Origin of the sequence: Nocardia sp. CC213A (assembly GCF_030766805.1) — a bacterium.
In the GTDB taxonomy this organism is placed as follows: Bacteria; Actinomycetota; Actinomycetes; order Mycobacteriales; family Mycobacteriaceae; genus Nocardia; species Nocardia otitidiscaviarum.
On record NZ_JASFXA010000031.1, the window covers coordinates 34,559 to 55,604 of the forward strand.

18 protein-coding genes are annotated in these 21,046 nt (G+C 70.0%); 10 read left to right on the forward strand and 8 right to left on the reverse strand.

The window, feature by feature from the left end; translation table 11 throughout:
- Window positions 1-1,023 carry an alpha/beta fold hydrolase gene (locus tag QJS31_RS35320; RefSeq protein ID WP_306358834.1) on the forward strand — a complete coding sequence of 341 codons (1,023 nt, stop codon included), beginning with the start codon at window positions 1-3 and terminating at the stop codon, window positions 1,021-1,023.
- Here QJS31_RS35320 and QJS31_RS35325 read toward each other — a convergent pair whose 3' ends face one another.
- From QJS31_RS35325 to QJS31_RS35335, 3 genes are all read right to left on the reverse strand, one after another.
- Window positions 1,024-1,731, reverse strand: coding sequence for a TVP38/TMEM64 family protein (locus QJS31_RS35325; protein WP_306358835.1), 708 nt, complete (start codon window positions 1,729-1,731; stop codon window positions 1,024-1,026). It lies immediately after the preceding gene.
- Between the two features lie 366 nt (window positions 1,732-2,097).
- Window positions 2,098-3,231 (reverse strand): TfoX/Sxy family DNA transformation protein, encoded by a 1,134-nt coding sequence (locus QJS31_RS35330; RefSeq protein WP_306358836.1) that lies wholly within the window; start codon window positions 3,229-3,231, stop codon window positions 2,098-2,100.
- A 49-nt stretch (window positions 3,232-3,280) separates the two neighbouring features.
- Window positions 3,281-3,877: a TetR/AcrR family transcriptional regulator gene (locus QJS31_RS35335; protein WP_282784313.1), complete on the reverse strand. Its 597-nt coding sequence runs from the start codon at window positions 3,875-3,877 to the stop codon at window positions 3,281-3,283.
- Window positions 3,878-3,938: 61 nt separating this feature from the next.
- On the opposite strand from QJS31_RS35335, the gene QJS31_RS35340 reads away from it, so the two are divergent.
- Window positions 3,939-5,306, forward strand: a complete 1,368-nt coding sequence (locus tag QJS31_RS35340; RefSeq protein WP_306358837.1) for an FAD-dependent oxidoreductase — start codon at window positions 3,939-3,941, stop codon at window positions 5,304-5,306.
- A 357-nt stretch (window positions 5,307-5,663) separates the two neighbouring features.
- Here the strand turns inward: QJS31_RS35340 and QJS31_RS35345 are convergent, their stop codons facing one another.
- The 4 genes from QJS31_RS35345 to QJS31_RS35360 form a co-directional block, all read right to left on the reverse strand.
- Window positions 5,664-7,466: a hypothetical protein gene (locus QJS31_RS35345; RefSeq protein ID WP_282785941.1), complete on the reverse strand. Its 1,803-nt coding sequence runs from the start codon at window positions 7,464-7,466 to the stop codon at window positions 5,664-5,666.
- Window positions 7,467-7,613: 147 nt separating this feature from the next.
- Window positions 7,614-9,878: a xanthine dehydrogenase family protein molybdopterin-binding subunit gene (locus QJS31_RS35350; RefSeq protein ID WP_306358838.1), complete on the reverse strand. Its 2,265-nt coding sequence runs from the start codon at window positions 9,876-9,878 to the stop codon at window positions 7,614-7,616.
- Window positions 9,878-10,885: a xanthine dehydrogenase family protein subunit M gene (locus QJS31_RS35355; RefSeq protein WP_282784956.1), complete on the reverse strand. Its 1,008-nt coding sequence runs from the start codon at window positions 10,883-10,885 to the stop codon at window positions 9,878-9,880. The genes QJS31_RS35350 and QJS31_RS35355 overlap by 1 nt, the downstream gene beginning before the upstream one ends.
- Window positions 10,882-11,421, reverse strand: coding sequence for a (2Fe-2S)-binding protein (locus QJS31_RS35360; protein ID WP_372341771.1), 540 nt, complete (start codon window positions 11,419-11,421; stop codon window positions 10,882-10,884). Before QJS31_RS35360 ends, QJS31_RS35355 begins: the two co-directional genes overlap by 4 nt.
- Before the next feature lie 223 nt (window positions 11,422-11,644).
- Between QJS31_RS35360 and npt the strand changes: the two genes are divergently transcribed.
- The 6 genes from npt to QJS31_RS35390 all read left to right on the forward strand — a co-directional run bounded on the left by npt (window position 11,645) and on the right by QJS31_RS35390 (window position 18,676).
- The gene (gene npt, locus QJS31_RS35365) at window positions 11,645-12,319 is read left to right on the forward strand and encodes a 4'-phosphopantetheinyl transferase Npt (RefSeq protein ID WP_282784958.1); all 675 of its coding nucleotides are present in this window, start codon (window positions 11,645-11,647) and stop codon (window positions 12,317-12,319) included.
- 6 nt (window positions 12,320-12,325) lie between these two features.
- Window positions 12,326-13,261 carry a tRNA pseudouridine(55) synthase TruB gene (truB, locus tag QJS31_RS35370; protein WP_282784960.1) on the forward strand — a complete coding sequence of 312 codons (936 nt, stop codon included), beginning with the start codon at window positions 12,326-12,328 and terminating at the stop codon, window positions 13,259-13,261.
- An 89-nt stretch (window positions 13,262-13,350) separates the two neighbouring features.
- Window positions 13,351-14,640, forward strand: coding sequence for a glycosyltransferase family 4 protein (locus QJS31_RS35375; protein WP_372341770.1), 1,290 nt, complete (start codon window positions 13,351-13,353; stop codon window positions 14,638-14,640).
- On the forward strand, window positions 14,637-16,781 hold the full coding sequence (locus tag QJS31_RS35380) for a glycogen debranching N-terminal domain-containing protein (RefSeq protein ID WP_282784962.1): 2,145 nt from the start codon (window positions 14,637-14,639) through the stop codon (window positions 16,779-16,781). Before QJS31_RS35375 ends, QJS31_RS35380 begins: the two co-directional genes overlap by 4 nt.
- A 62-nt stretch (window positions 16,782-16,843) precedes the next feature.
- The gene (locus tag QJS31_RS35385; protein ID WP_282784964.1) at window positions 16,844-17,668 is read left to right on the forward strand and encodes a hypothetical protein; all 825 of its coding nucleotides are present in this window, start codon (window positions 16,844-16,846) and stop codon (window positions 17,666-17,668) included.
- A 105-nt stretch (window positions 17,669-17,773) separates the two neighbouring features.
- Window positions 17,774-18,676 carry a LysR substrate-binding domain-containing protein gene (locus tag QJS31_RS35390; protein WP_306358839.1) on the forward strand — a complete coding sequence of 301 codons (903 nt, stop codon included), beginning with the start codon at window positions 17,774-17,776 and terminating at the stop codon, window positions 18,674-18,676.
- Window positions 18,677-18,733: 57 nt separating this feature from the next.
- Here the strand turns inward: QJS31_RS35390 and QJS31_RS35395 are convergent, their stop codons facing one another.
- Window positions 18,734-19,519: a metal-dependent transcriptional regulator gene (locus tag QJS31_RS35395; protein ID WP_282784639.1), complete on the reverse strand. Its 786-nt coding sequence runs from the start codon at window positions 19,517-19,519 to the stop codon at window positions 18,734-18,736.
- Window positions 19,520-19,707: 188 nt separating this feature from the next.
- Between QJS31_RS35395 and QJS31_RS35400 the strand changes: the two genes are divergently transcribed.
- The gene (locus QJS31_RS35400; protein WP_282784637.1) at window positions 19,708-20,643 is read left to right on the forward strand and encodes a bifunctional riboflavin kinase/FAD synthetase; all 936 of its coding nucleotides are present in this window, start codon (window positions 19,708-19,710) and stop codon (window positions 20,641-20,643) included.
- A 105-nt stretch (window positions 20,644-20,748) separates the two neighbouring features.
- On the forward strand, window positions 20,749-21,018 hold the full coding sequence (gene rpsO, locus QJS31_RS35405; protein WP_282784635.1) for a 30S ribosomal protein S15: 270 nt from the start codon (window positions 20,749-20,751) through the stop codon (window positions 21,016-21,018).
- The last annotated feature ends 28 nt before the right edge of the window (window positions 21,019-21,046 follow it).

Consider the following 21,046-nt stretch of genomic DNA (forward strand, 5'->3'; position numbering starts at 1 on the left):
ATGTCGATCACGAGCACCACCGCCACCTCGGCGCACCGTCGTGCCACGGTCCGGACAGCGGACGGCGTCGCCCTGGCGGTGCGGGAGTACGGCCCGCGCGACGCGCCGCTGACGGTGGTCCTGCTGCACGGACACTGCCTGCGCGCCGAGTCCTGGACCTACGTCCGCGACGCCATGGCGCGGTATCCGGGCGCGCGTGTCGTCTGCTACGACCATCGCGGGCACGGGGCGTCCGCCGCCGCGCCCCGGCACACCTATCACCTCGAACAGCTCGCCCGCGACCTGCGCGACATCCTCGACGCGGTCGCCCCGACCGGACCGGTGATCCTGGTCGGGCACTCGATGGGCGGCATGACCGTGCTCACCTACGTCAGCCAGCGGCCGCACGAGATCGGCACCCGCATCGTCGGCGTCGGCCTCATCGCCACCGCGGCGAGCGGCCTGGCCGACGCCGGTTTCGGCCGCCTGCTGCACAATCCGCTCATCTCGCTGTTCCAGACCGCCGTTCGGTTCGCGCCCACGGTGATGCAGCGGGCGAAACTTCTCGCCTGCAAGGTCTTCGCGCCGATCGTGCGGGCCGCCGAATTCGGTGACCGCAAGGTCAGCCCCCGGGTGCTCGCGCTCGCCAACGCCATGCACAACCAGACCTCGATCGTCACCATGGCCGGCTTCCTGAGTTCTTTCATGAGCTACGACCAGACCGACGCTCTCGCCGTCCTGTCGAAGGTCCCGACCCTGGTGGTGTGCGGTGCGGCCGATCTGATGACGCCGCCCGCGCACTCGGTCGCCATCGCCGCCGCCGTCGACTACGCGGATCTCGTCGTGGTCGACACCGCCGGACATTCGGTGATACTCGAACAACCGGTGCCGGTGGCCGACGCCATATGCCGCCTCATCACCCGGGCGGCGGCCGGCGCGCTCCGCGACGCGGTCGGTCACCCCGGGCTGCCGCGGCCGCTCCGCCCCGTTCACGCGGCGGCGGACGGCCGGGCCGGAGCGGTGCGGGTGCTGGACGCGGCGTGATCAGGGCGTGGTCGTGACCTTCGGACCCGTCCGGGATCGCCGCCACAGGCGGTACCCGCGATGCGCGGTGAACGCGCCGAGAATCGCGACCACACACCAGACCGCGATCGCGGCGTAGGCCAGCGGGGCGGACAGGTCGCCGATCGACGCGCCGAGCGCGGTGTAGACGAAAGCACGCGGGGCGGAACCGATGAGTGCGCCGACCGCCATCTGCCACAGCGGGATTCCGAGTGCGCCGAACAGATAGGCCGCCATCGCGTCGGAGACGCCGGGGATGAAACGCTGGCCGACGACGGCCCACAGGCCGCGGCGGCGGAGTTGGGCGTCGAGCGCTGCGGCGCGGTCGGTTCCGAGCAGTTCGCGGGCACTCGCGTGACCGGCGCGTCGTCCGAGGAACGCGCAGAGGGTCGCCGTTCCGGTTGTGCCGCCCAGCGTGACGAACGTTCCGACCAGGGGGCCGAACAGCAGGCCGCTGCCCGCCGCCAGGATCGGCCCCGGCACGAAGGTCGCGCCGAGCAGCGCCGCGGCCGCCGCGTAGGCCAGCGGCGCGGCGGGGCCGGTCGCGGCGACCAGGGTGCGTACACCGTCGATATCGATCACGCGCGCGATGGCGACCAGATAGAACATCGTCGACAGGAACGCCACGCACAGTGCGAGGCGCAGGACATGCCGCCGTCGGCTGGTCGGCGGCCCGTCGATCGCGGTCATGGTGCATCACCCTGCCGCATCGGGGAGCGATGCCGCGACCTGGGCACTCATCCGATGCCGCGACCTGGGCACTTATCCGATGCCGCTGTCGGCCGGATCACCCGGACCCCACCACGCGTGGCGGCACCGGAGCGCAGTGCGCGTCCAGCACTACGGTCCCCCCGCACAGCGGCCGCCCCGGGCCGATCGGGCGCGGGCGGCGGCGAGGGTCGCCTCGGTGAGCCGCGATCCCGGCCATCGTCGTGCGACCGCGATGTCTTCGCCCGCCGCCGCGTCGGTATGCGAAGGGACTCCGACGAAAGGTCCGAACTTGCGCGTGCCACCGCATGAGCGGACCTGTGGCGCGGTCGTGGATCGCGCCTCGGATCAGCGTGTGGCCGGAAGGCGCACTCGTCGGGCACCGTGTCGGGGTGCGCGCGGGGAGCGGCGTTCCGGCGTGGGAGCGGGCAGTTCGCCGAGGGCCGCGAGCAGTTCGCGCCGCCGGGTCGCGGAGACGCCGCGCCGATCGCGACATGTGAGCGCGGCCTCCATCGCCCACAGCATGTCGAGGGTCAGCCCCTGCACCCGGGCGGCGTGCAGGCGGCGATAGGCCTCGACCGCGCCGACGGCGGCGAGCTCGTCGAGGGTGGTCACGTCGGCATGGGACAGGACCGCGGCGGCGTCGCGGCCGAGGTGGTAACCGCGATCCCGCCACTCACGGATTCTGAGATGAGCGTCGCCCCGGACGCTTTCGGCCTCCCGCCAGACCGCGACGCGGAGGGATTCGGGATCGGTGGGCGCGTTCGCGCGTGACAGGACTTGGGCGCGGGCCTGGTTGGCCACGTGCACCATCGGGCGGAACCGCCGGAAGATCTGGATCTCACCGTCGTACCCGTGATCCCAGGGGCCGAGATAGGCGTAATCGCTGCCGTATCCGTTCGCCGTGTCGAGCCCGGCGGCGTGCAGCGCCCACGCGCGGGCCTCATCGGGGGTGCGCGGAGCCAGGACGAGCAGGCCGCTGCGACGGCTGACGATGCCCCGGTCCTTGCGCCGGCGATAGCGGTCCCACCAGGCGTCGCGCGCGGCGGGCTCCAGCGTGCGATCGAGGCCGAAGGTGTGCCAGCGTACGGTGCCATCCGGATTCGACAGCGGCAGGCGGCTTTTCAGCCGCCGGGCGGTGTGATCGTCGAAGGGCGTGCACCAGCCGGGGACCAGCACGATGGGATCGGCGGGGTCCGCGTCGAACGGGTTCGGGCACAGGAACGGGCGGTCGATGAGCACGACCGTTCGCGGGCGTGCCTGATACGACAGTCCCCACAGCAATCGGGCCAGCAGCCGCGCGCCGTGCTCGTCGGAGAGCACATGCCAGGTGTCGTGGAACCTGTTCGTGCTGAATCTCGCGTGGGTGCCCGGCCGCGGGGTGATCACGGTGTGGACGTGACCGGGCGACCGCACCTGGTGCCGGTGCAGTTTGAGGCCGTCGGAAACGGATCGGGCGGTGGCCGGACGTTGCTGCTTCATCGGGATCCATGACGCCACAACGGTGTTCGCCGCACAACCGAATTTCGGGCTACGACCGGTCCGCGGCCAGCCCGCCGAGTAGTTCGTGCACCAGCCTGGCGCTCAGCGCCCGTGCGTGTCCGGGGTCGTCGGTCTCGGTGATGGTCAGCGGCAGCTCGGTGAGCGCGCCGTAGAAGGCGCTCGCGATCAGCTCGGCGGGGTAGGGCCGGATGAGTCCGGCGGTCAGCAGTTCGCGGATCGCCTCCAGGAGCAGACCGCCGAGATGCCGCTGGTCGAGTTCGCGCCAGCGCTGCCAGCCCAGGGCGATCGGGCCCTGTTGCAGCACGATATGCCGGTAGTCGGGTTCCGCGCAGATCTCGAGGAATTCCGCGACACCGCGGTCGATCCGCTCGAAGGAATCCGACACCGCGGCGGTGGCACGTCGGATGCGTTGCGCCGCTCGGGCTTCGAGCTGTTCGACCACCGCCTCGAACAGGCCGCGCTTGCCATCGAAGTGGTGGTAGAGCGCCCCTCGGGTGAGGCCCGCGGCGCGCACTAGCTCCTCGGCCGAGAGGTTCGCGTACTCGCGTTCGGCGAACAGCCGCGCGGCGGTGTCGATCAGCGTCTGGCGGGTGTTCTCGGCGTACTTCTCCCGCAGGGATTCCATACGCCATGGATATCACATACAGTGTGCATGTCAGATACACGCTGTATGAAGGCGGGCGCTCATGGATGAGTCGGTGGATGTCGTGGTCGTCGGGGCCGGGATCGCGGGACTGGTCGCCGCCCGCGAGCTGGTACGCGGCGGGGCCGAGGTGCTGGTGCTGGAGGCGCGCGACCGGGTCGGCGGCCGGCTGCTGAACGGCGAACTGCCCGGCGGAGCGCCCATCGAGGTGGGCGGCCAGTGGGTCGGGCCGAGGCAACATCGCATCCTGGCATTGCTCGAGGAACTGTGTCTGGACACCTATCCGACGCATACCGCCGGGCGGAGCATCGCCGAAATCGGTTCGGCCCGATCGGAGTACACCGGCCGTATCCCGAAGTTGAACCCGCTGGCGCTGGCCGACGTCGCACAGGCGCAGTGGCAGCTGGACCGGATCGCGCGTCGCGTCGCGGCGGGGGAGCCCTGGCTCGCGGCGGAGGCCGAAACGCTGGACGGGCAGACCTTCGCGACCTGGCTGCGGCGCACCGCCCGCACCCCCGGCGGCAGGTCCTTCTTCCGGATCATCACCGAGGCGGTGTTCTCCGCCGAACCCGAGGACATGTCGGCGCTGTGGGCGGCCTTCTACGTCGGCGCGGCCGGTGGTGTGGACGCGTTGATCAGCACGGCGGGCGGGGCGCAGCAGGACCGTGTCGTCGGCGGTTCGCAGACCATCGCCACGGTGCTGGCCGCGGAACTGGGGGAGCGGGTCGTCCTCGGCGCGCCGGTGCGCGATATCGAATGGGACGCCGCGGGGGTCCGGGTCCGCGCGGGCCGCACCGCGGTGCGGGCCCGGCGCGCGGTGGTGGCGGTGCCGCCGCCACTGGCGGCGCGCATCCGCTTTACGCCGGGACTGCCCGGTGATCGCGACCAACTCGTACAGCGGATGCCGATGGGCCGGGTGATCAAGGTCAATGTCGCCTACGACGAACCCTTCTGGCGGCGAGCGGGTTTCAGCGGTCAGGCCAACAGCGACCGGCGTCCGCTGGGCACCGTCTTCGACAACACTCCGCGCGACGGCGCACCCGGTGTGCTGGTCGGATTCCTGGAGGGACGGCACGCCGACGCCGCGGCGCGCCTGGACCTCGCCGACCGCCGCGCCCGGGTCATCGACGACCTGGTCGGCTATTTCGGCCCGCGCGCCCGCGACCCCATCGCCTACCTCGAACGCGACTGGGCCGAAGAGGAATTCAGCCGCGGCTGCTACGGGGCCTTCACCCCGCCCGGCGCCCTCACCCGCTTCGGTCCGGCGCTGCGCGCGCCAGTCGGCCCCCTGCACTGGGCGGGCACCGAAACCGCCACCCGCTGGGCCGGATACATGGACGGCGCGGCCGAATCGGGCCACCGGGCCGCGCGGGAAGCCGCCGCCGCGGCCGCCCCGCGTCCGACCGCGTGAAGCCACTCGGAAGCCGTGGCCCGCGTGTGACCGTGTGCGTCACTCGGGAGCTGTGGCCCGCGTGTGACCGTGTGCGTCACTCGGGAGCTGTGGCCCCGCGTGTGACCGTGTGCGTCACTCGGGAGCTGTGGCCCCGCGTGTGACCGTGTGCGCCACTAGGGAAGCCGCTGGCCCGCACGTGACCGCGTGAACCGACCCCACGCGGCCGCCCGCATCGTTGTACGGCCCGCGTGCGATGCCGTGGCGGTGGCGGTGGCGGGGTCGATCGTCCGCTGTGCGGTTCGACGATTCGGAACGGGCCGTGCGCGAAAGGAATCCGCGCCGTCGTCGCGTATCGCCCGGCGGCTCGGAGTCGGTTCAGCGGGCGCTGGCGCGGAACGGTTCGGTCGGAGCGCCGAGATTCGGTGCGCCCAACAGGTCCTGCGACGACAGCGCGTAGATGCCGTCATTGGTCAGCAGCCAGACGATCTTGCGGTCGTACTCCACGTACACGCCGTGCGTCGGATTGCTCCGCGCCCAGTCCTCGGTCTCCGGACCGAAGGTGGGCGGTGCGAAGTATCCGGCGATGCGCGGGCGGTGCGGATCGGAGACGTCGAAGAACTGCGCTCCCGCGTTGTAGAAGTCGTAGACGAGCAGTCCGTCCTTCGGGTCGCCGGGGGAGGTGTAGTACCCGCTGCGCTTGGGACCGAAGCTGCCGCCGCGCTGGCAGAAGTCGGTCACCACGGCCTCTTTCGGCGGTGTCGGGCGGGGCAGCCGCCCGACGATGCGCGGATGCGCCGGATCGCGGGCATCCACCTGGAAGATGTCCTTGTAGGGCTCGTAGCAGTCCTCGGACAGCGGATATCCGCTCAGATAGACCATGCCCGTCCGTTCGAACTGCGAGACGTCGATATTGTCGGCCTCGGTTCCGGCGACCGACATCGGGACGTCGAGATGGCCGATCTCGCGCAGATTCGCCGGATCGGAGATGTCGAGGATCGACATGCCGAGACCGCCCAGGGCCGCGAATCCGTACCTGCCGCCCTCCTCGACCGGCGTGGGAATGTAGAGCGGATTGCGCGAACCCATCCACGAGGTGCGGTTGCCGCAGCGGGGATTGGTCCGGTAGGCGTCCTCCTCACCGCGCACCGTGCCCTCGCGATGCCAGGTGTCCAGCAGTCGGGGGCGGGCGGGGTCGGCCATATCCCACGCCTGGAATCCGTTGGCGTACAAGTACGTCGGATACTCCTGCAACGACCAGTCGTCGCTGGGCGCGGTCGCGATGAACATGTAGCGCCCACCGTCCCACTGCGGGACGTCGAGGGATCCGGAGCCCTGCTGCGGTGCGCCGAGATCGGGTGCGAGCGGATCCCGCTGGTGTTCGTCGGTGCTCACCGTCGCCAGCAGCTGCCAGTCCCGTTTCCGGGGGCCGTTCAACTTGTAGACCTTGAACCCCTTGAGTTGGGTGTCGGCCCGGGCGGCGGCCACCCCGGCGGGCGCGGCGTACTTGCTGTGCTCGGGGGTGTCGCCCATCCAGAACGGCACCTGGCGGCGCATCTCGAAGCTCTGCACCATGATGTAGCCGTCGTACCGGTCGCTCCACTGGATGGTGGAAGCGCCCCAGAAATCACCGGCGGCCCAATCCTTTCCGGCGACGGCCTCGTCATTCCCGTCGACACCCGCCACATCGTCGCGCGACAGCGATTCGACCACCCGCACATCGGTGACATCGGTGATGTCGTAGACGCGGGCCTCGCTGCGGTCGTACTGGAACATGTAGCGCCGACCGTCGAAATCGACGATGTTCTGCCAGGAGTGGAAGGGATCGGGGGTGAAGCGCGCACCCGGATAGTGCGCTTCCACGGTCACATTGTCGCTGCGGTAGGTGTTCGGGTCATAGCCGCCGGTCTCGGGGAACAGATCCTCGCCGCCGCCCGGGAACGGATGCTGCTCCTCCTCGTTCACGTAGGTCAGCGACGGATGCAGGAACGACCCGTCGTGCTGCATGCCGTAGCTGCCCGGGTCGATCGCCGCCGGACGCCTGTCCTCGCACACCAGCGGGATCTCGGGATCCGCCCGGGCGACGTCGGCGCCTTCGTCGTCCACGATCCGGGTGACCAGCACCCCGCCCGCCACAGCGACGACCGCCAGCCCGGCGGCCCATCTCATTCGCGATTTCACGGCACCGAGTCTGGTCAGCGTGGGCCTTCGGCGGTTCCTCCGCGCAGGCGGCTCCCGGCCGCCGGATTCCGCCCCGGCGGCTCTTGTGCCAGCGGATGTGATGTGATATTTGGTCGGACCGACGCCGCTGCGGCGTGCGGACGAAGGTCAGGGCGTCATCGGCTCGGCGAGCAGATGTTCGATGCGGAGCGGGATCTCGCGGATGGTTCGGCCGGTGGCGTGGCGCACCGCATTGACGATCGCCGCCGCCGCGCCGACCATGCCGAGCTCGCCGAGCCCCTTGACCCCCAGGGGATTCACCACGGAATCGGCGACCTCGACGAAGGAGATGTCCACCTCCGGGGCGTCGGCGTTGACCGGCAGCAGGTACTCCAGCAGGGAGGAATTCGCCCAGCGACCGTCGCGGGTATCGGGCAGGCTGGCCTCCATGAGGGCCTGCGACAGTCCCCAGTTCATCCCGCCGAGCACTTGACTGCGGGCCAACTTGGCATTGAGGACGCGGCCGGGGGCGAACGCGCCGACCATGCGCCGCACCCGCACCAGGCCCAGATCCGCATCCACGGCGACCTCGGCGAACTGCGCGCCGAAGCTCATCCGGCCGTAGGGCAGGTCCTGCGCCGGGGGATGCCAGGTGCCGATGGTCTCCACATCGGTGAGATGGTTGCGGGACAGCAGATCCGAATATGCCTCGGCCACACTGGGATCGGACTTCAGGCGCAGCATGCCGCCGCCGCCCTCGATGGCGTGCGCGGGCAGTCCGTGCAGGACCGACTCGGCATCCGCCACGGCCAGCGCGATCAGCTGGGCCAGCAGTTCGGTGCAGGCGGTGTGCACCGCCGCGCTGATCATGCCCGCGCCCATGGAGCCCACGGCCGCCGCGATATTCGGATAGTCGGTATCGCCGATATCGACCCGCACCCGTGCCCAGGGGACGCCGAGCGCATCGCCCGCCACCTGCGCCATGGTGGTCGCCACCCCGGTCCCGAAATCCTGGGTGCCCGCCTGCACGATCAGGGAGCCGTCGGCGAGCAGGCGGGCGTGCGCGCGCTGCGGCTGACCGGGCAGGAAGACCGGGTACCCGGCGGTGGCCACACCCCAGCCGATGAGCCAGTCGCCGTCGCGGCGCATCCTGGCGCGGCGGTCGCTCGCCGACCAGCCGAAGCGTTCGGCGGCCAGGTGCAGGCATTCCGCGTAGCCGTCCGAGGACCACGGATGCCCGCTCTCCGGATCGAGCGCGGCGTGATTGCGCAGCCGCAGTTCCACCGGATCGATCTCGATGGCGTCGGCCAGCTCGTCGATGGCGCACTCCATGGCCACCATGCCGGAGGTCTCCCCGGGCCCGCGCATGAAGGTGGGCGTCATGGTGTTGCCGCGCACCAGCCGGTAGCGCCCCTCCCAGTTCGGGATTCCGTACGCCTGCCCGGCCACGCCCAGCGACAATTCGGCCCAGTCGTCGAACGGGGAGGTGACCGACAGCTTGTGGTGCCGCAACCCGGTGAACATGCCCTCGTTGTCGCAGACCAGCGTGACCCGCTGCTCCTGTTCCTCGCGTAAACCGGTGCCGTAGAACATCTGCTCGCGGGTGAGCACCAGTTTCACCGGCCGTCCCAGTTCGCGCGCGATCATGGGTGCGAGCGTCACATGCGGCCACATCATGGCCTTGGCTCCGAAACCGCCGCCCACGTAGTGCGCGATCACCCGCACATTGCTCGGTGAGATGCCGAGGTAGGCGGCGATGGTGGCCTGCGTGGCGCTCACCCCCTGGGTGGCGTCGTACACCGTGACGGTATCGCCGTCCCAGACCGCCGCCGTCGCCGAGCATTCGATCGGATTGTGGTGGTTGGCGGCGAAATGGTAGGTGGCGTCGACGGTATGGGCGGCGTCGGCGGCGGCCGCGGCGACATCGCCGCGCGACTGCACGGCGGGCACCAGCCCGCAGAAGACCGTGTCCGGCTGGTACTGCCGATCGCGGCCGTCGGCGAGGCGCACCAGCGCCGGACGTTCGTCGTAGTGGGCGTCCACCATGTCGGCCGCCTGCTGCGCCGCCTCGAAGGTGTCGGCCACGACCACCGCGATGGGCTGGCCGAAGTAGTGAATCACGGTGTCCTGCATGGGGAAGAAGGTCTGCCCGGGTGCGGGGCCGCCGAATCCGGAGGGGAAGACCGGCGGCACCGCCGCCACCCGGGGCAGGTTCTCGTGGGTGAACACCGCGATCGCGCCCGCGGCCATGGCCCGGCGGGTGTCGATGGATCGCACCGCGCCGCTGCCGATCCGGGCGCCGACGATCACCGCGTGCGCCACCCCGGGCAGCGGGATCTCGGCGGTGTAGTGCGCGGCCCCGGTCACCTTGGCGCGACCGTCGACGCGATCGAACCCCTGTCCGACGAGTCGTCGGGGGACGGTGGCGGTCATCACCGGCCTCCCGATGGATGCACCTGCGGTCGAACGGTTTCCAAGGCTCGCACCAGGGTGCGCGCGCCGAGTTCGATCTTGAAACGATTCATCGGGTGGGTATCGTCGGCCGCCTCGAGCTCCGCCGCCGCGGCCAGCGCGAAATTCGGTGTGGTGGCGGGCTTGCCGAGGAGCAGCTCCTCGGCGACCCGTGCCCGCCAGGGTTTCGTCGCCACCCCGCCGAGACCGATGCGCACATCCACCACGGTCCCGTCGGCCACATTCATGGCCACCGCCGCCGAGGCGAGGGCGAATTCGTAGGATTCGCGGTCGCGCACCTTGAGGTAGTGCGAATTCCGCGCGAAGGGCAGGGCTGGCACGTCGACGCGGGTGATGAGTTCGTCGTCGGCTAGGGGGTGTTCGAGGTGCGGGGTCTCACCCGGTTCCGGGAAGAAGTCGTCGAAGGCGATGCTCCGCTCCCCACGCGGCCCCCACACCGTCACCGTCGCGTCCAGGGCGACCAGCGGAATCGCCACATCGGAGGGGTGGGTGGCGAAGCACAGGGGACTGGTGCCGAGTACCGCGTGCCCCCGGTGGATGCCGTCGACGGCGGCGCAGCCCGAGCCCGGATCGCGCTTGTTGCAGGCGGTTCCGGGTTCGCGGAAGTACGCGCAGCGCACCTTCTGCATGAGGTTGCCGCCCAGGGTGGCCATATTCCGCAGCTGTGCCGACGCGCCCTTCCAGAGCGCCACCGACAGGAATGGGAAGCGTTCCACCACACCGGGATCCGCGGCGATCTCGCTCAATCTGGCGAGTGCGCCGACGCGCAGCCCGCCCTCGGCGGTGTGCTCGATGCCGCCGAGCGGCAGCCAGGTGATGTCGACGACATTGTCCGGTTCCATGGCCCCGGTGCGCAGCAGGTCCACCAGAGTCGTTCCGCCCGCCAGGAATACGGTGTTCGGCCGGGAGGTGACGGTGGTGACCGCCTGCTCCAGGCTGTGCGGGCGGGCATAGGCGATCGGTTTCACCGCGCACCCCCGCGCATGGCGTCGCGGCCGACGCGCACCGCGTCGCGAATGTTCTGGTAGGCCGCGCAGCGGCAGATATTGCCGCTCATCCACTCCGCGATCTCGGTATCGGATTCGGCGTGGCCCTCCTCGATGCATTTGATGGCCGACATGATCTGCCCGGGAGTGCAGTACCCGCACTGGAATCCGTCGGCCGCCAGGAAGGCCCGCTGCACCGGATGCAGGTTCTCGCCGTCGGCGACGCCCTCGATGGTGGTGATCTCGCGGCCCTCCGCCGCCAGGGCCAGGGTGAGGCAGGCCAGCACCCGGCGATTGTCGATCCACACCGTGCACGCCCCGCAGCCGCCCTGATCGCAGCCCTTCTTGGTGCCGGTGAGTTGGAGGTGCTCGCGCAGCGCGTCCAGCAGGCTGGTGCGCGGCTCCAGCACCGCGTAGCAGTCGTGCCCATTGACGCTCAATGTGGTCATGATGCGGGACGGTCCGATGAATTCGGCCGGTTCCGCGGTGGACCGGCTGGTCGACGGCTCGACGGTCATACCTCACCCTCCTGCCCCGCGGTCGCGTGGACGCGCCGCGGAAAGTGCTGGACTGTGTGCGGATATGAATCAGCAACATCGTAGCAACCGATTGGTGTCCGTGGCTGGGGCGGGATCGCCCGGTCGCGCGCTCGGGGCGGCGGGCTAGGCTCGTGACGGCACAAATCACGAGCAGGAGGCGGTCATCGAACAGCGGGCAGTCGCGTCCGAGGGGTCGGCGCGTTTGATCGGCAGAATTCTGCCCACCGGGGTCGCCGCGGCCGAACTGCTGGCGTACCCGCCGGAGCTGAAGGCGCATCCCGGCGAGGAGCATCTCATCGCCAAGGCGGTGGAGAAGCGCCGCCGCGATTTCATCGGCGCGCGCCACTGCGCCCGCCAAGCCCTGGCCGAACTCGGCGAACCCGCCGTGGCCATCGGCAAGGGCGAGATGGGCGCGCCCGTCTGGCCGCGCGGGGTCGTCGGCAGCCTCACCCACTGCGACGGGTACCGCGCCGCGGCGCTGGCGCACCGGCTGCGTTTCCGCTCGGTCGGCATCGACGCCGAACCGCACGGCGCGCTGCCCGACGGCGTCCTGGACTCGGTCAGCCTGCCCGCGGAACGCTCCTGGTTGGCCGCCGCGCTGCCCGGCACCGATCTGCACCTGGACCGGCTGCTGTTCTGCGCCAAGGAGGCCACCTACAAGGTCTGGTATCCGCTCACCGCGCGCTGGCTGGGCTTCGAGGACGCGCACATCACCTTCACCGTGGACGAGGAGTCCGACGGCGGCGGGTCGGGCACCTTCCGCAGCGAACTGCTGGTCCCCGGCCACACCACCGACGGCGGCTCGCCGCTGACCTCGTTCGACGGCCGCTGGCTCATCGCCGACGGCCTCATCCTGACCGCGATCGTGGAGGGCTGAGACCGCATGGGCGAGAAGCGAACTCCCGTCGTGGACGCGCTCGGCGGCCTGCTGATCGTGGACAAGGACGGCGGCTGGACCAGTCACGACGTGGTCGCCAAGGCCCGACGGCTGCTGCGCACCAAGAAGGTTGGGCACGCGGGCACCCTCGACCCCATGGCCACCGGGGTGCTGGTGCTCGGCGTGGAACGGGCCACCAAGATGCTGGGCCTGCTCACCCTGACCACCAAGGCGTACACCGCCACCATCCGGCTCGGGCAGTCCACCGTGACCGACGACGCCGAGGGTGAGGTCACCGCGACCACCGCCGCCGGACATCTCACCGATGCCGACATCGCCTCCGGCGTGGCGGCATTGACCGGCGACATCCAGCAGGTGCCCGCCACCGTGAGCGCCATCAAGGTCAATGGCGAACGCGCCTACGCCCGCGCCCGCGCGGGGGAGGACGTCCGGTTGGCCGCGCGTCCGGTCACCGTCAGCCGGTTCGATGTCCTGGCGCGCCGGGAGGTCGACGGCGAGGACGGGCGGTTCGTGGACCTGGATGTCGAGGTCGAATGCTCCTCGGGCACCTATGTGCGGGCGCTGGCTCGCGATCTCGGCGCGCGGCTGGGCGTGGGCGGGCATCTGACCGCGCTACGCCGCACCCGCGTGGGGCCGTTCACCCTCGAGCACGCGCGCACCCTGGCGGAGTTGACCGCGGCGGCCGAGGCGGAGGAGCCGTTGCTCAGCCTGGATGTCGATGCCGCTGCCCGGACCGCGTTCGCGGTGCGTGCGATCGACGAACGGCAGGCCGAGGATCTGCGCAATGGCCGCTGGCTCGAACCGGTCGGTCTCTCAGGTGTTTACGCCGCCATCGACCCCTCCGGTCGGGCCATCGCCCTGCTTCAGGAAAGCGGCAAACGCGCCTCTTCGGTCATGGTCGTGCGACCGGCTAACCTCTGAATCCGGCCCGCCACCTCGTAGAGGTTTGAGTTCCGCGCATTGGTGGAATGTGCTACGCGGAGTCATTCACCTCAATGAGGAGGCTTGGAATGAGTTTCGAGGAGCCGGAATCCGACGAGGATTATCCCGCCACCATTTTCGATTTCGTACGTTCGGCTAGGGCGGTTTCGCCCGGTTCGGGCACCGGCCCGGACAGGCCGTTGAATATCGTCATGGTGGCTCCGCCGTATTTCGATATCCCACCGGCAGGGTATGGCGGCGTAGAGGCGATAGTGGCGACACTGGCCGATGAACTCGTGGATCGTGGACATCGAGTGACCCTCATCGGTGCAGGTCGACCAGGTACCAAGGCCCGATTCATCCCGGTTTGGAATGAAATTCAGGCGCATCGGCTCGGCGAGCCGTATCCTGAGATCGTGCATGCCATGAAGGCTTTACGCGTCATCATGGAATTGAACGGAGAAGACTCCGTCGATATCGTGCACGATCACACTTTCGCCGGTCCGCTGAACGCCGCGGCGTATCGCACGCTCGGTATTCCGACGGTGGTCACCGTGCACGGTCCGGTCGACCCGGACATGCACGAGTACTATCGGTCCTTTGACCAGGACGTGCAGTTGGTCGCCATCAGCGACCGGCAGCGCGAATTGGTGCCGGATCTGAATTGGATTGCCCGCGTACACAATGCGATTCGGCCGGAAGAATGGCCGTTCCGCACCGAGAAGCAGGATTACGCGCTGTTCCTCGGCCGGTACGCGCCGTACAAGGGACCGCATCTGGCGCTCGATGCCGCACACGCGGCCGGACTGCGCCTGGTGCTGGCGGGCAAGTGCAACGAGCCGCCCGAGAAGAAGTACTTCGAGGAGGCCGTCCGACCACTGCTCGCCGACGGCGACGACGTCTTCGGTGAGGCGGACGCGGTCGCCAAGCGGCATCTGCTGGCGGGCGCGCGCTGCCTGCTCTTCCCGATCCGCTGGGAGGAGCCCTTCGGCATCGTCATGATCGAGGCCATGGTGTGCGGTACCCCCGTCATCGCGCTGCGCGGCGGCGCGGTCGACGAGGTGATCGAACACGGTGTCACCGGCTTCATCTGCGACGATCCGGAGCAGCTGCCCGAATTCATCGCGCGGGCCGACGAAATCGATCCCTACGCCTGCCGGGAGCGGGTGGAGCGGCTGTTCGCCTCCGACCGGCTCGCGTCCGGCTACGAGACGGCCTACCGCCGTGCCGTGGCCGCACGGGGCGCGGCCGAGCGGGTCGCGGCCGGGCGGCGGGTCGAGGCCGAAGCCGTGCCGATCCTGGTACCCGAGCAGCGGTTGGCGACCCCGACCGTGCTGGGTACGGCGGCGGTCAGCGGGGCGGTGCGCAGCCCGCAATGAGTATCTTCAATGCCGGTCAGCCCCCGATCGCCGATGGTCACGGCGGCATCGTGACCATGGTCGAGGCGAGCACCTTCTGTTTGTCGGACCAACTCGGCGATATCCACGCGGGCACTTCGCAGGGCCTGTTCTACCGGGACGCCCGCGTCCTGGCCCGCTGGGAGCTCCGGCTCGACGGCCATGCCCCGGAACAGCTTTCGGTCATGATGCCGGAAGCGTTCCGGGCACGGTTCGTCGCGCGGAAACAGCCGCGGCCCGGCGTGGCCGACGCCACCGTGCTGGTACTGCGCAAGCGGATGATCGGTGACGGCATGCGCGAGAAGATCGTGGTGCACAACCTCGGCGACGAGGACACCGCCATGACCATCACGCTCACCGCCGACTCCGATTTCGCGGATCTGTTCGCGGTCAAGGCGGGCCGGGTGGACGGCGGCGGATGTGAACTCAACATCTCCGACAGCGCCCTGCACCTCACCGACCGCAAGGACTCCGGTCGCGGCCTCACGGTGACCGCGACCGGGGACCCGGTCGTCCAGCTCGGCACCATGAGCTGGCGGATCGTCGTACCCCGCCGCGGCACCTGGCAGACGGTGGTGCTGTGCCAGCCGATCCTGGAACACCGCGCGGTGCCGATGAACCTCACCGCGGACGACGAGGACAGCCCCACCAACAAGATTCGCCAGTGGCGAGCCACCGCCACCCGGCTCACCACCGGCGATGTCGGCCTGACCGCCGTCCTGCAGCGCACCGAGAGCGATCTCGGCGCGCTGCGCATGGACGATCCGGCCGACGGCACCGCGTACGTGGCGGCGGGCGCGCCGTGGTTCATGGCGCTGTTCGGCCGCGACAGTCTGCTCACCTCCTGGATGGCGTTGCTGCTGGACTCCGACCTGGCGTTGGGCACCCTGCGTCAGCTCGCGAAACTGCAAGGCACCCAGGTGGATCCGGTCACCGAGGAGGAGCCCGGCCGCATCATGCACGAAATGCGGCACGGGCCCGGTGGTGACCAGGTGCTCGGCGGCACCGTGTATTACGGCACCGCCGACGCCACCCCGCTGTTCGTCATGCTGCTCGCCGAATGCTGGCGCTGGGGCGTGGAGGAGTCCGCCATCCGCGAACTGCTGCCCGCCGCCGACGCCGCCCTGGAATGGATCGACCGCTTCGGCGACAGCGACGGCGACGGGTTCGTCGAGTACCGCCGCAAAACCGATCGGGGTCTGGCCAATCAGGGCTGGAAGGACAGCTGGGACTCGATCAGTTTCGCCGACGGACACCTCGCCGAACCGCCCATCGCGCTGTGCGAGGTGCAGGCCTACACCTACGCCGCCAAGCTCGGCCGCGCCGAACTGGCCGAAGCCTTCGGTGAGAAGCGTCGGGCCACGCGGCTGCGGGCCGAGGCCGAGAAACTGCGCGAGCGGTTCGACGATGCGTTCTGGCTGCCCCGATCCGGTTGGTACGCCATGGCACTCGACGGCGGCAAACGTCAGGTCGACGCGCTCGGCAGCAATGTGGCGCACTGTCTGTGGACCGGAATCGTGCCCGACGAACGCGCCGCGCAGCTCATCGAACATCTCGGAAACGCCGATATGGACACTGGTTTCGGGCTGCGCACGCTGTCCTCGTCCATGCGGCGGTTCAATCCCATGGGCTACCACAATGGTTCGGTGTGGCCGCACGACACCGCCATCGCCGTCGCGGGACTGCTGCGCTACCGGCACCTGCCCGGAGCCTGGGAGTTGGCCGAGCGGCTGGCGGGCGGACTCACCGAGGCCGTCATGAGCTTCGGCGCGCGGCCGCCGGAGCTGTACTGCGGCTTCGGACGCTCCGAATTCCGTTCTCCGGTGCCGTATCCCACCTCCTGCTCCCCGCAGGCGTGGGCCAGCGCCGCCCCGCTGCTGCTCATGCGCTCCTTCCTCGGGCTCACACCCAATGTGCCGCGTCGCACCCTCACCGTCACCCCGCGACTGCCCGAGCGGGCCGGGCGGGTACGGCTGGCGGATCTGCGCCTCGGCGCGGCGACGGTGACCATCGAGGCCGAGGGAACCTCGGTCACAGTGGAAGGGCTGCCGGGGGACTGGGAACTGATCCAGGACGGGGCCGCTCCCGTCATGCCCCAGGAACTAGGGGATGAGCAGCGGTAATCGCAGCCGGTCCGGAGCCGATATCCCCGATGTCGGGATGATGCGACCGGAGGTCTACGACTATGCGAACGCGGCGAATCCTACAGGCGGTACTGCTGGGCGGGGCGTTGGTGGCGGTGACGGCGTGTGAGAACGCCGAACCGGATCCAACGCCCGGCACCACCGCCCCCACGGTGACGGTGACAGCACCGCCGTCCGGCGGGCCGACAGTCGTTCCGGGCGTGACGAATCCGAGCGCGCCCGCAGCGACGCGGACCGATCCGAGGACCACCGTCACGCCGCCCGAAGACTCGGAGCCGCCGCGCGGCAGCGGCACGGTCGTGATCCGGACCGCCAGCCTCTCCGGCACCGCGATTCCGTATGTTCCGGTGGAACTGGCGCTGTTCCGGCCCTGTGATCCACTAGCCCACGATCTGCCGGAGGGCACACCCGAGGCCGAGCGGTGGACCGCGACCACCGGAATCGACGGGCAGGCCGCCTTCTCGGTTCCGGTGGGCTGCTACCGGTTCGGCATGAATCCACCCCCCGGGACCGACCCGGTGCCCGAGGGTATGCACACGCTGTTCGTGGAGTCCGACGGCCAGACCGTGTTCGGCAGCTTGCGATTCCAGGATCCGGCGCCCGAACCGGTCTGCGCCGCACAGACCATCGTGCACGATCTGGATGCGGGGCCGCCGTTCACCACCGCCACGCCCAGCGTGGCGTACTGTGACCGGTCCTGGGCGGTCATCGCCTGGGATATCCCGGGCGACAGTCAGCGGATGGTGCGCCGGGTGGATGGTGCGCCGTGGACCACTTACGTGTACTTCCCCAACGACGTGTGTCGGGCGCAGGCGCGGGCCGACGGGGTGCCGGTCGGACTCGAGGAGTACTTCCCCGTCTGCTGAGCGGCGGGTGGCATCCGTCACACGACCGCGCGGACCCGCTGCTTGTGGCCTCGGCCCGATTCGTCGCCGGTTCACCTCCGGTGACGGGGTGGCTAGGGTTCGGGTGTGGTGGAGTTGCGGCAGTTACGGTATTTCGTCGCCGTGGCGGAGGAGTTGCATTTTCGGCGGGCGGCGGAGCGGTTGTTCATCTCGACGCCGACGCTGAGCCAGCAGATCCGGGCCATCGAGCGCGAGGTCGGCGGGCTGCTGCTGGTGCGCGGGCCGCAGGGGGTCGAACTCACCGCCGCCGGGGAGGTGCTGTTGGCCTCGGCGCACGACGTGCTGGCGGCGGCCGAGGGCGCGGTGCGCCGCACCCGCGCGGCCGTGCGGGCGGACGCGGCCTTCCGGCTCGGCGTGGTCAACGGTGCGCCGTTCGGACTGTCGGCTCGCATGGAGGCGCTGCTGCGCGCCCACAAACCCGGCCTGCGAGTGGCGTTGACCACGGGGACCTCCGCCGAACAGGTGCGCCTGGTCGATCAGGACGAGGTGGATCTGGCGGTGCTGCGCGGCCCGGCGTCGCTGCCCCCGCACCTCACCCAGGCGCACGTCATCGAGGAGGAACTCGGCGTGCTCATGTCCGCCGCCCACCCCCTCACCGCCCACGACGCCATCGACCCCACCGCCCTGTCCGGCCTGGAACTGATCCTGTTCGCTCGCGCCTCCGCCCCCGAACTACACGACGACCTGCTGCGCCAACTGCGCGAGCGCGGCGCGGACGTGGTGCTCAGCGACAGCGCCCTCGGCCACGCCCAGATGCTGTCGCTGCTCCCGCTGCGCCCCGACGCCATCGGCCTCGGCTCCGGCCGCACCGCCGGAACCCCCGGATTGGCCTGGCGGCCACTGCGTTCCGGCCCCCTGCGCATCACCTACCTCGCCGCCTGGCGCACCGCCACCCGCGACCCGCTGGTCCGTGAGATAGCCGACATCCTCACCACCGGCCCCTCTCGCTGCTGCGCAACCCGTTCGTGACCGGTACGGTTCTGCACGTCGACGGCGGGCACCGACTGGTCTGAACCCGCCGGGGGACTAGGCCGTCAGCCAGATGGCCTCGGCGGCGATACCGCCCAGGTCGATGGTGCGGTCGTCCACGCGTATGGCGATGGTGCCCGCGAAGTCCCGCCGCTCCACCACCGCGATCGGGGTGTCCAGGGCGATGCCGAGCGAATCGAAGTAGCGCAGCATGGCCGGGTCCGAATCGGAGATTCGCGCGACGCGCCCGGATTCGCCGTCGTGGAAATCGGAGAGCTGGCGGGCCGGGGGAGTGGGCACGGCGCCGTCCACCGAGGGAATCGGATCACCGTGCGGATCGCGGTCCGGATGGCCCAGCTTGGCGTCGATGCGCGCCATGAGGGTTTCCGAGACCGCGTGCTCGAGCACCTCCGCCTCGTCGTGCACCTCGTCCCATCCGTAGCCGAGCTCCTGCACCAGGAAGGTCTCGATGAGCCGGTGCCGCCGCACCATGGCGACGGCCGCCCGGCGGCCCTCCTCGGTCAGCGTGATGGCCCCGTAGCGGGCGTGCTCGACCAGCCCCTGGTCGGCGAGCTTGCGCACGGCCTCCGACACCGTCGAGGCCGACACCCCGATCCGCTCGGCCAACAGCTTGGTCGACACCTTCTCCTGCGACCACTCCTGCGCGGTCCAGATCACCTTCAGATAGTCCTGCGCGACCGACGACAGCACCGGTGCGACACTCGTGCTCGAGCTCACCGCGGCGGTGGCGACATCTCCGAGGGGTGCGGATGCGGACGGATCGGCCAGCTCGCGGCGCGTGGCGATGTCTCGTTTTCCTGGCACGTCCCCGAGCTTAGGCATACCTCGCCCGGTTTCCCACATCGGCGCGCCCGCTGGTCGGGCCGGTGCGCGGCAGTGCGAACGGTGCGGTGACGGTCGGTGGCGCGCACTCGGCGCGGAGGTGAAGCGGGGGTGGCGGGGGTCGGTCCGGCGGTGAACATCACCACGGCCGAATATTGTCTGTGACGCGCTTTCCGTAAGCTGCGCTTGTGCAGAGATGGCGAAGTCTCGATGAGATGCCCGCGGAGTGGGGCCGGTGCGTGCTCACGATCGGGGTGTTCGACGGCGTGCACCGGGGTCACGCTCAGCTCATCAGCCGCGCGGTGAAATCCGCTGCGGCACGGGGCGTTCCCGCGGTGCTCATGACCTTCGACCCGCATCCGCTCGAGGTGGTGCGGCCGGGTTCGCATCCCGCGCAGCTGACCACGCTGGACCGCCGCGCCGAACTGGTGGCCGAACTCGGCATCGACGTCATGGTGGTGATGCCGTTCACCCAGGAGTTCATGAAGCTGACCCCGGAGCGCTACGTGCAGGAGCTTCTCGTGGACAAGCTGCACGTGGCCGAGGTGGTGGTGGGCGACAACTTCACCTTCGGCAAGCAGGCCGCCGGCACCGTGGACACCATGCGCGAGCTGGGCGGCCGCTACGGCTTCGACACCGACGGGGTGCAGCTGCTCGGCGAGCACGCGGTGACCTTCTCCTCCACCTACATCCGCTCCTGCGTGGTTGCCGGTGACATGGCCGCCGCCGCGGAGGCGCTGGGCCGTCCGCATCGGGTGGAGGGCATCGTGGTGCGCGGCGACGGGCGCGGCAAGGGGCTCGGTTTCCCGACCGCCAATGTGGCCCCGCACCTGCATGCCGCCGTTCCCGCCGACGGCGTGTACGCGGGCTGGTTCACCGTGCTGGACTCCGGCGACCCGGTGCGCCGCATGGCCGCCGTCTCGGTGGGCACCAACCCCACCTTCGACGGCCGCAACCGCACCGTGGAACCGCACGTGCTGGACTTCGACGGCGACCTCTACGGCAAGCGCGTGGCGGTGGACTTCGTCGAACAGCTGCGCGGGATGCGCAAGTTCGACTCCGTCGACGAACTCGTGGAGGCCATCGGCCGCGACGTGAAACAGGCCCGCGAAATCCTCGCCTGAGGGTTCATGTACTCTGGTCCGCTGGGTTTGCTGCGGTCCGCGGCGGCACCCACCCAGGGTCACCTGGCACTTCGAGCGCGGACTGGAAAATACAGGAGAAATTCTGTGGCTCTGACCACCGAGCAGAAGAAGGCGATCCTCACCGAGTACGGCGTCCACGAGAAGGACACCGGTTCCCCGGAGGCGCAGATCGCGCTGCTGTCGAAGCGGATCGCCGACATCACCGAGCACCTCAAGAAGCACAAGCACGACCACCACACCCGCCACGGTCTGATGGCGCTCATCGGTCGTCGCAAGCGTCTCTCGAAGTACCTGCAGGACAAGGACATCGAGCGCTACCGTGCCCTGATCGAGCGGCTCGGCCTGCGTCGCTGATCATCGCGACACAACTCCGGGTTCCCGG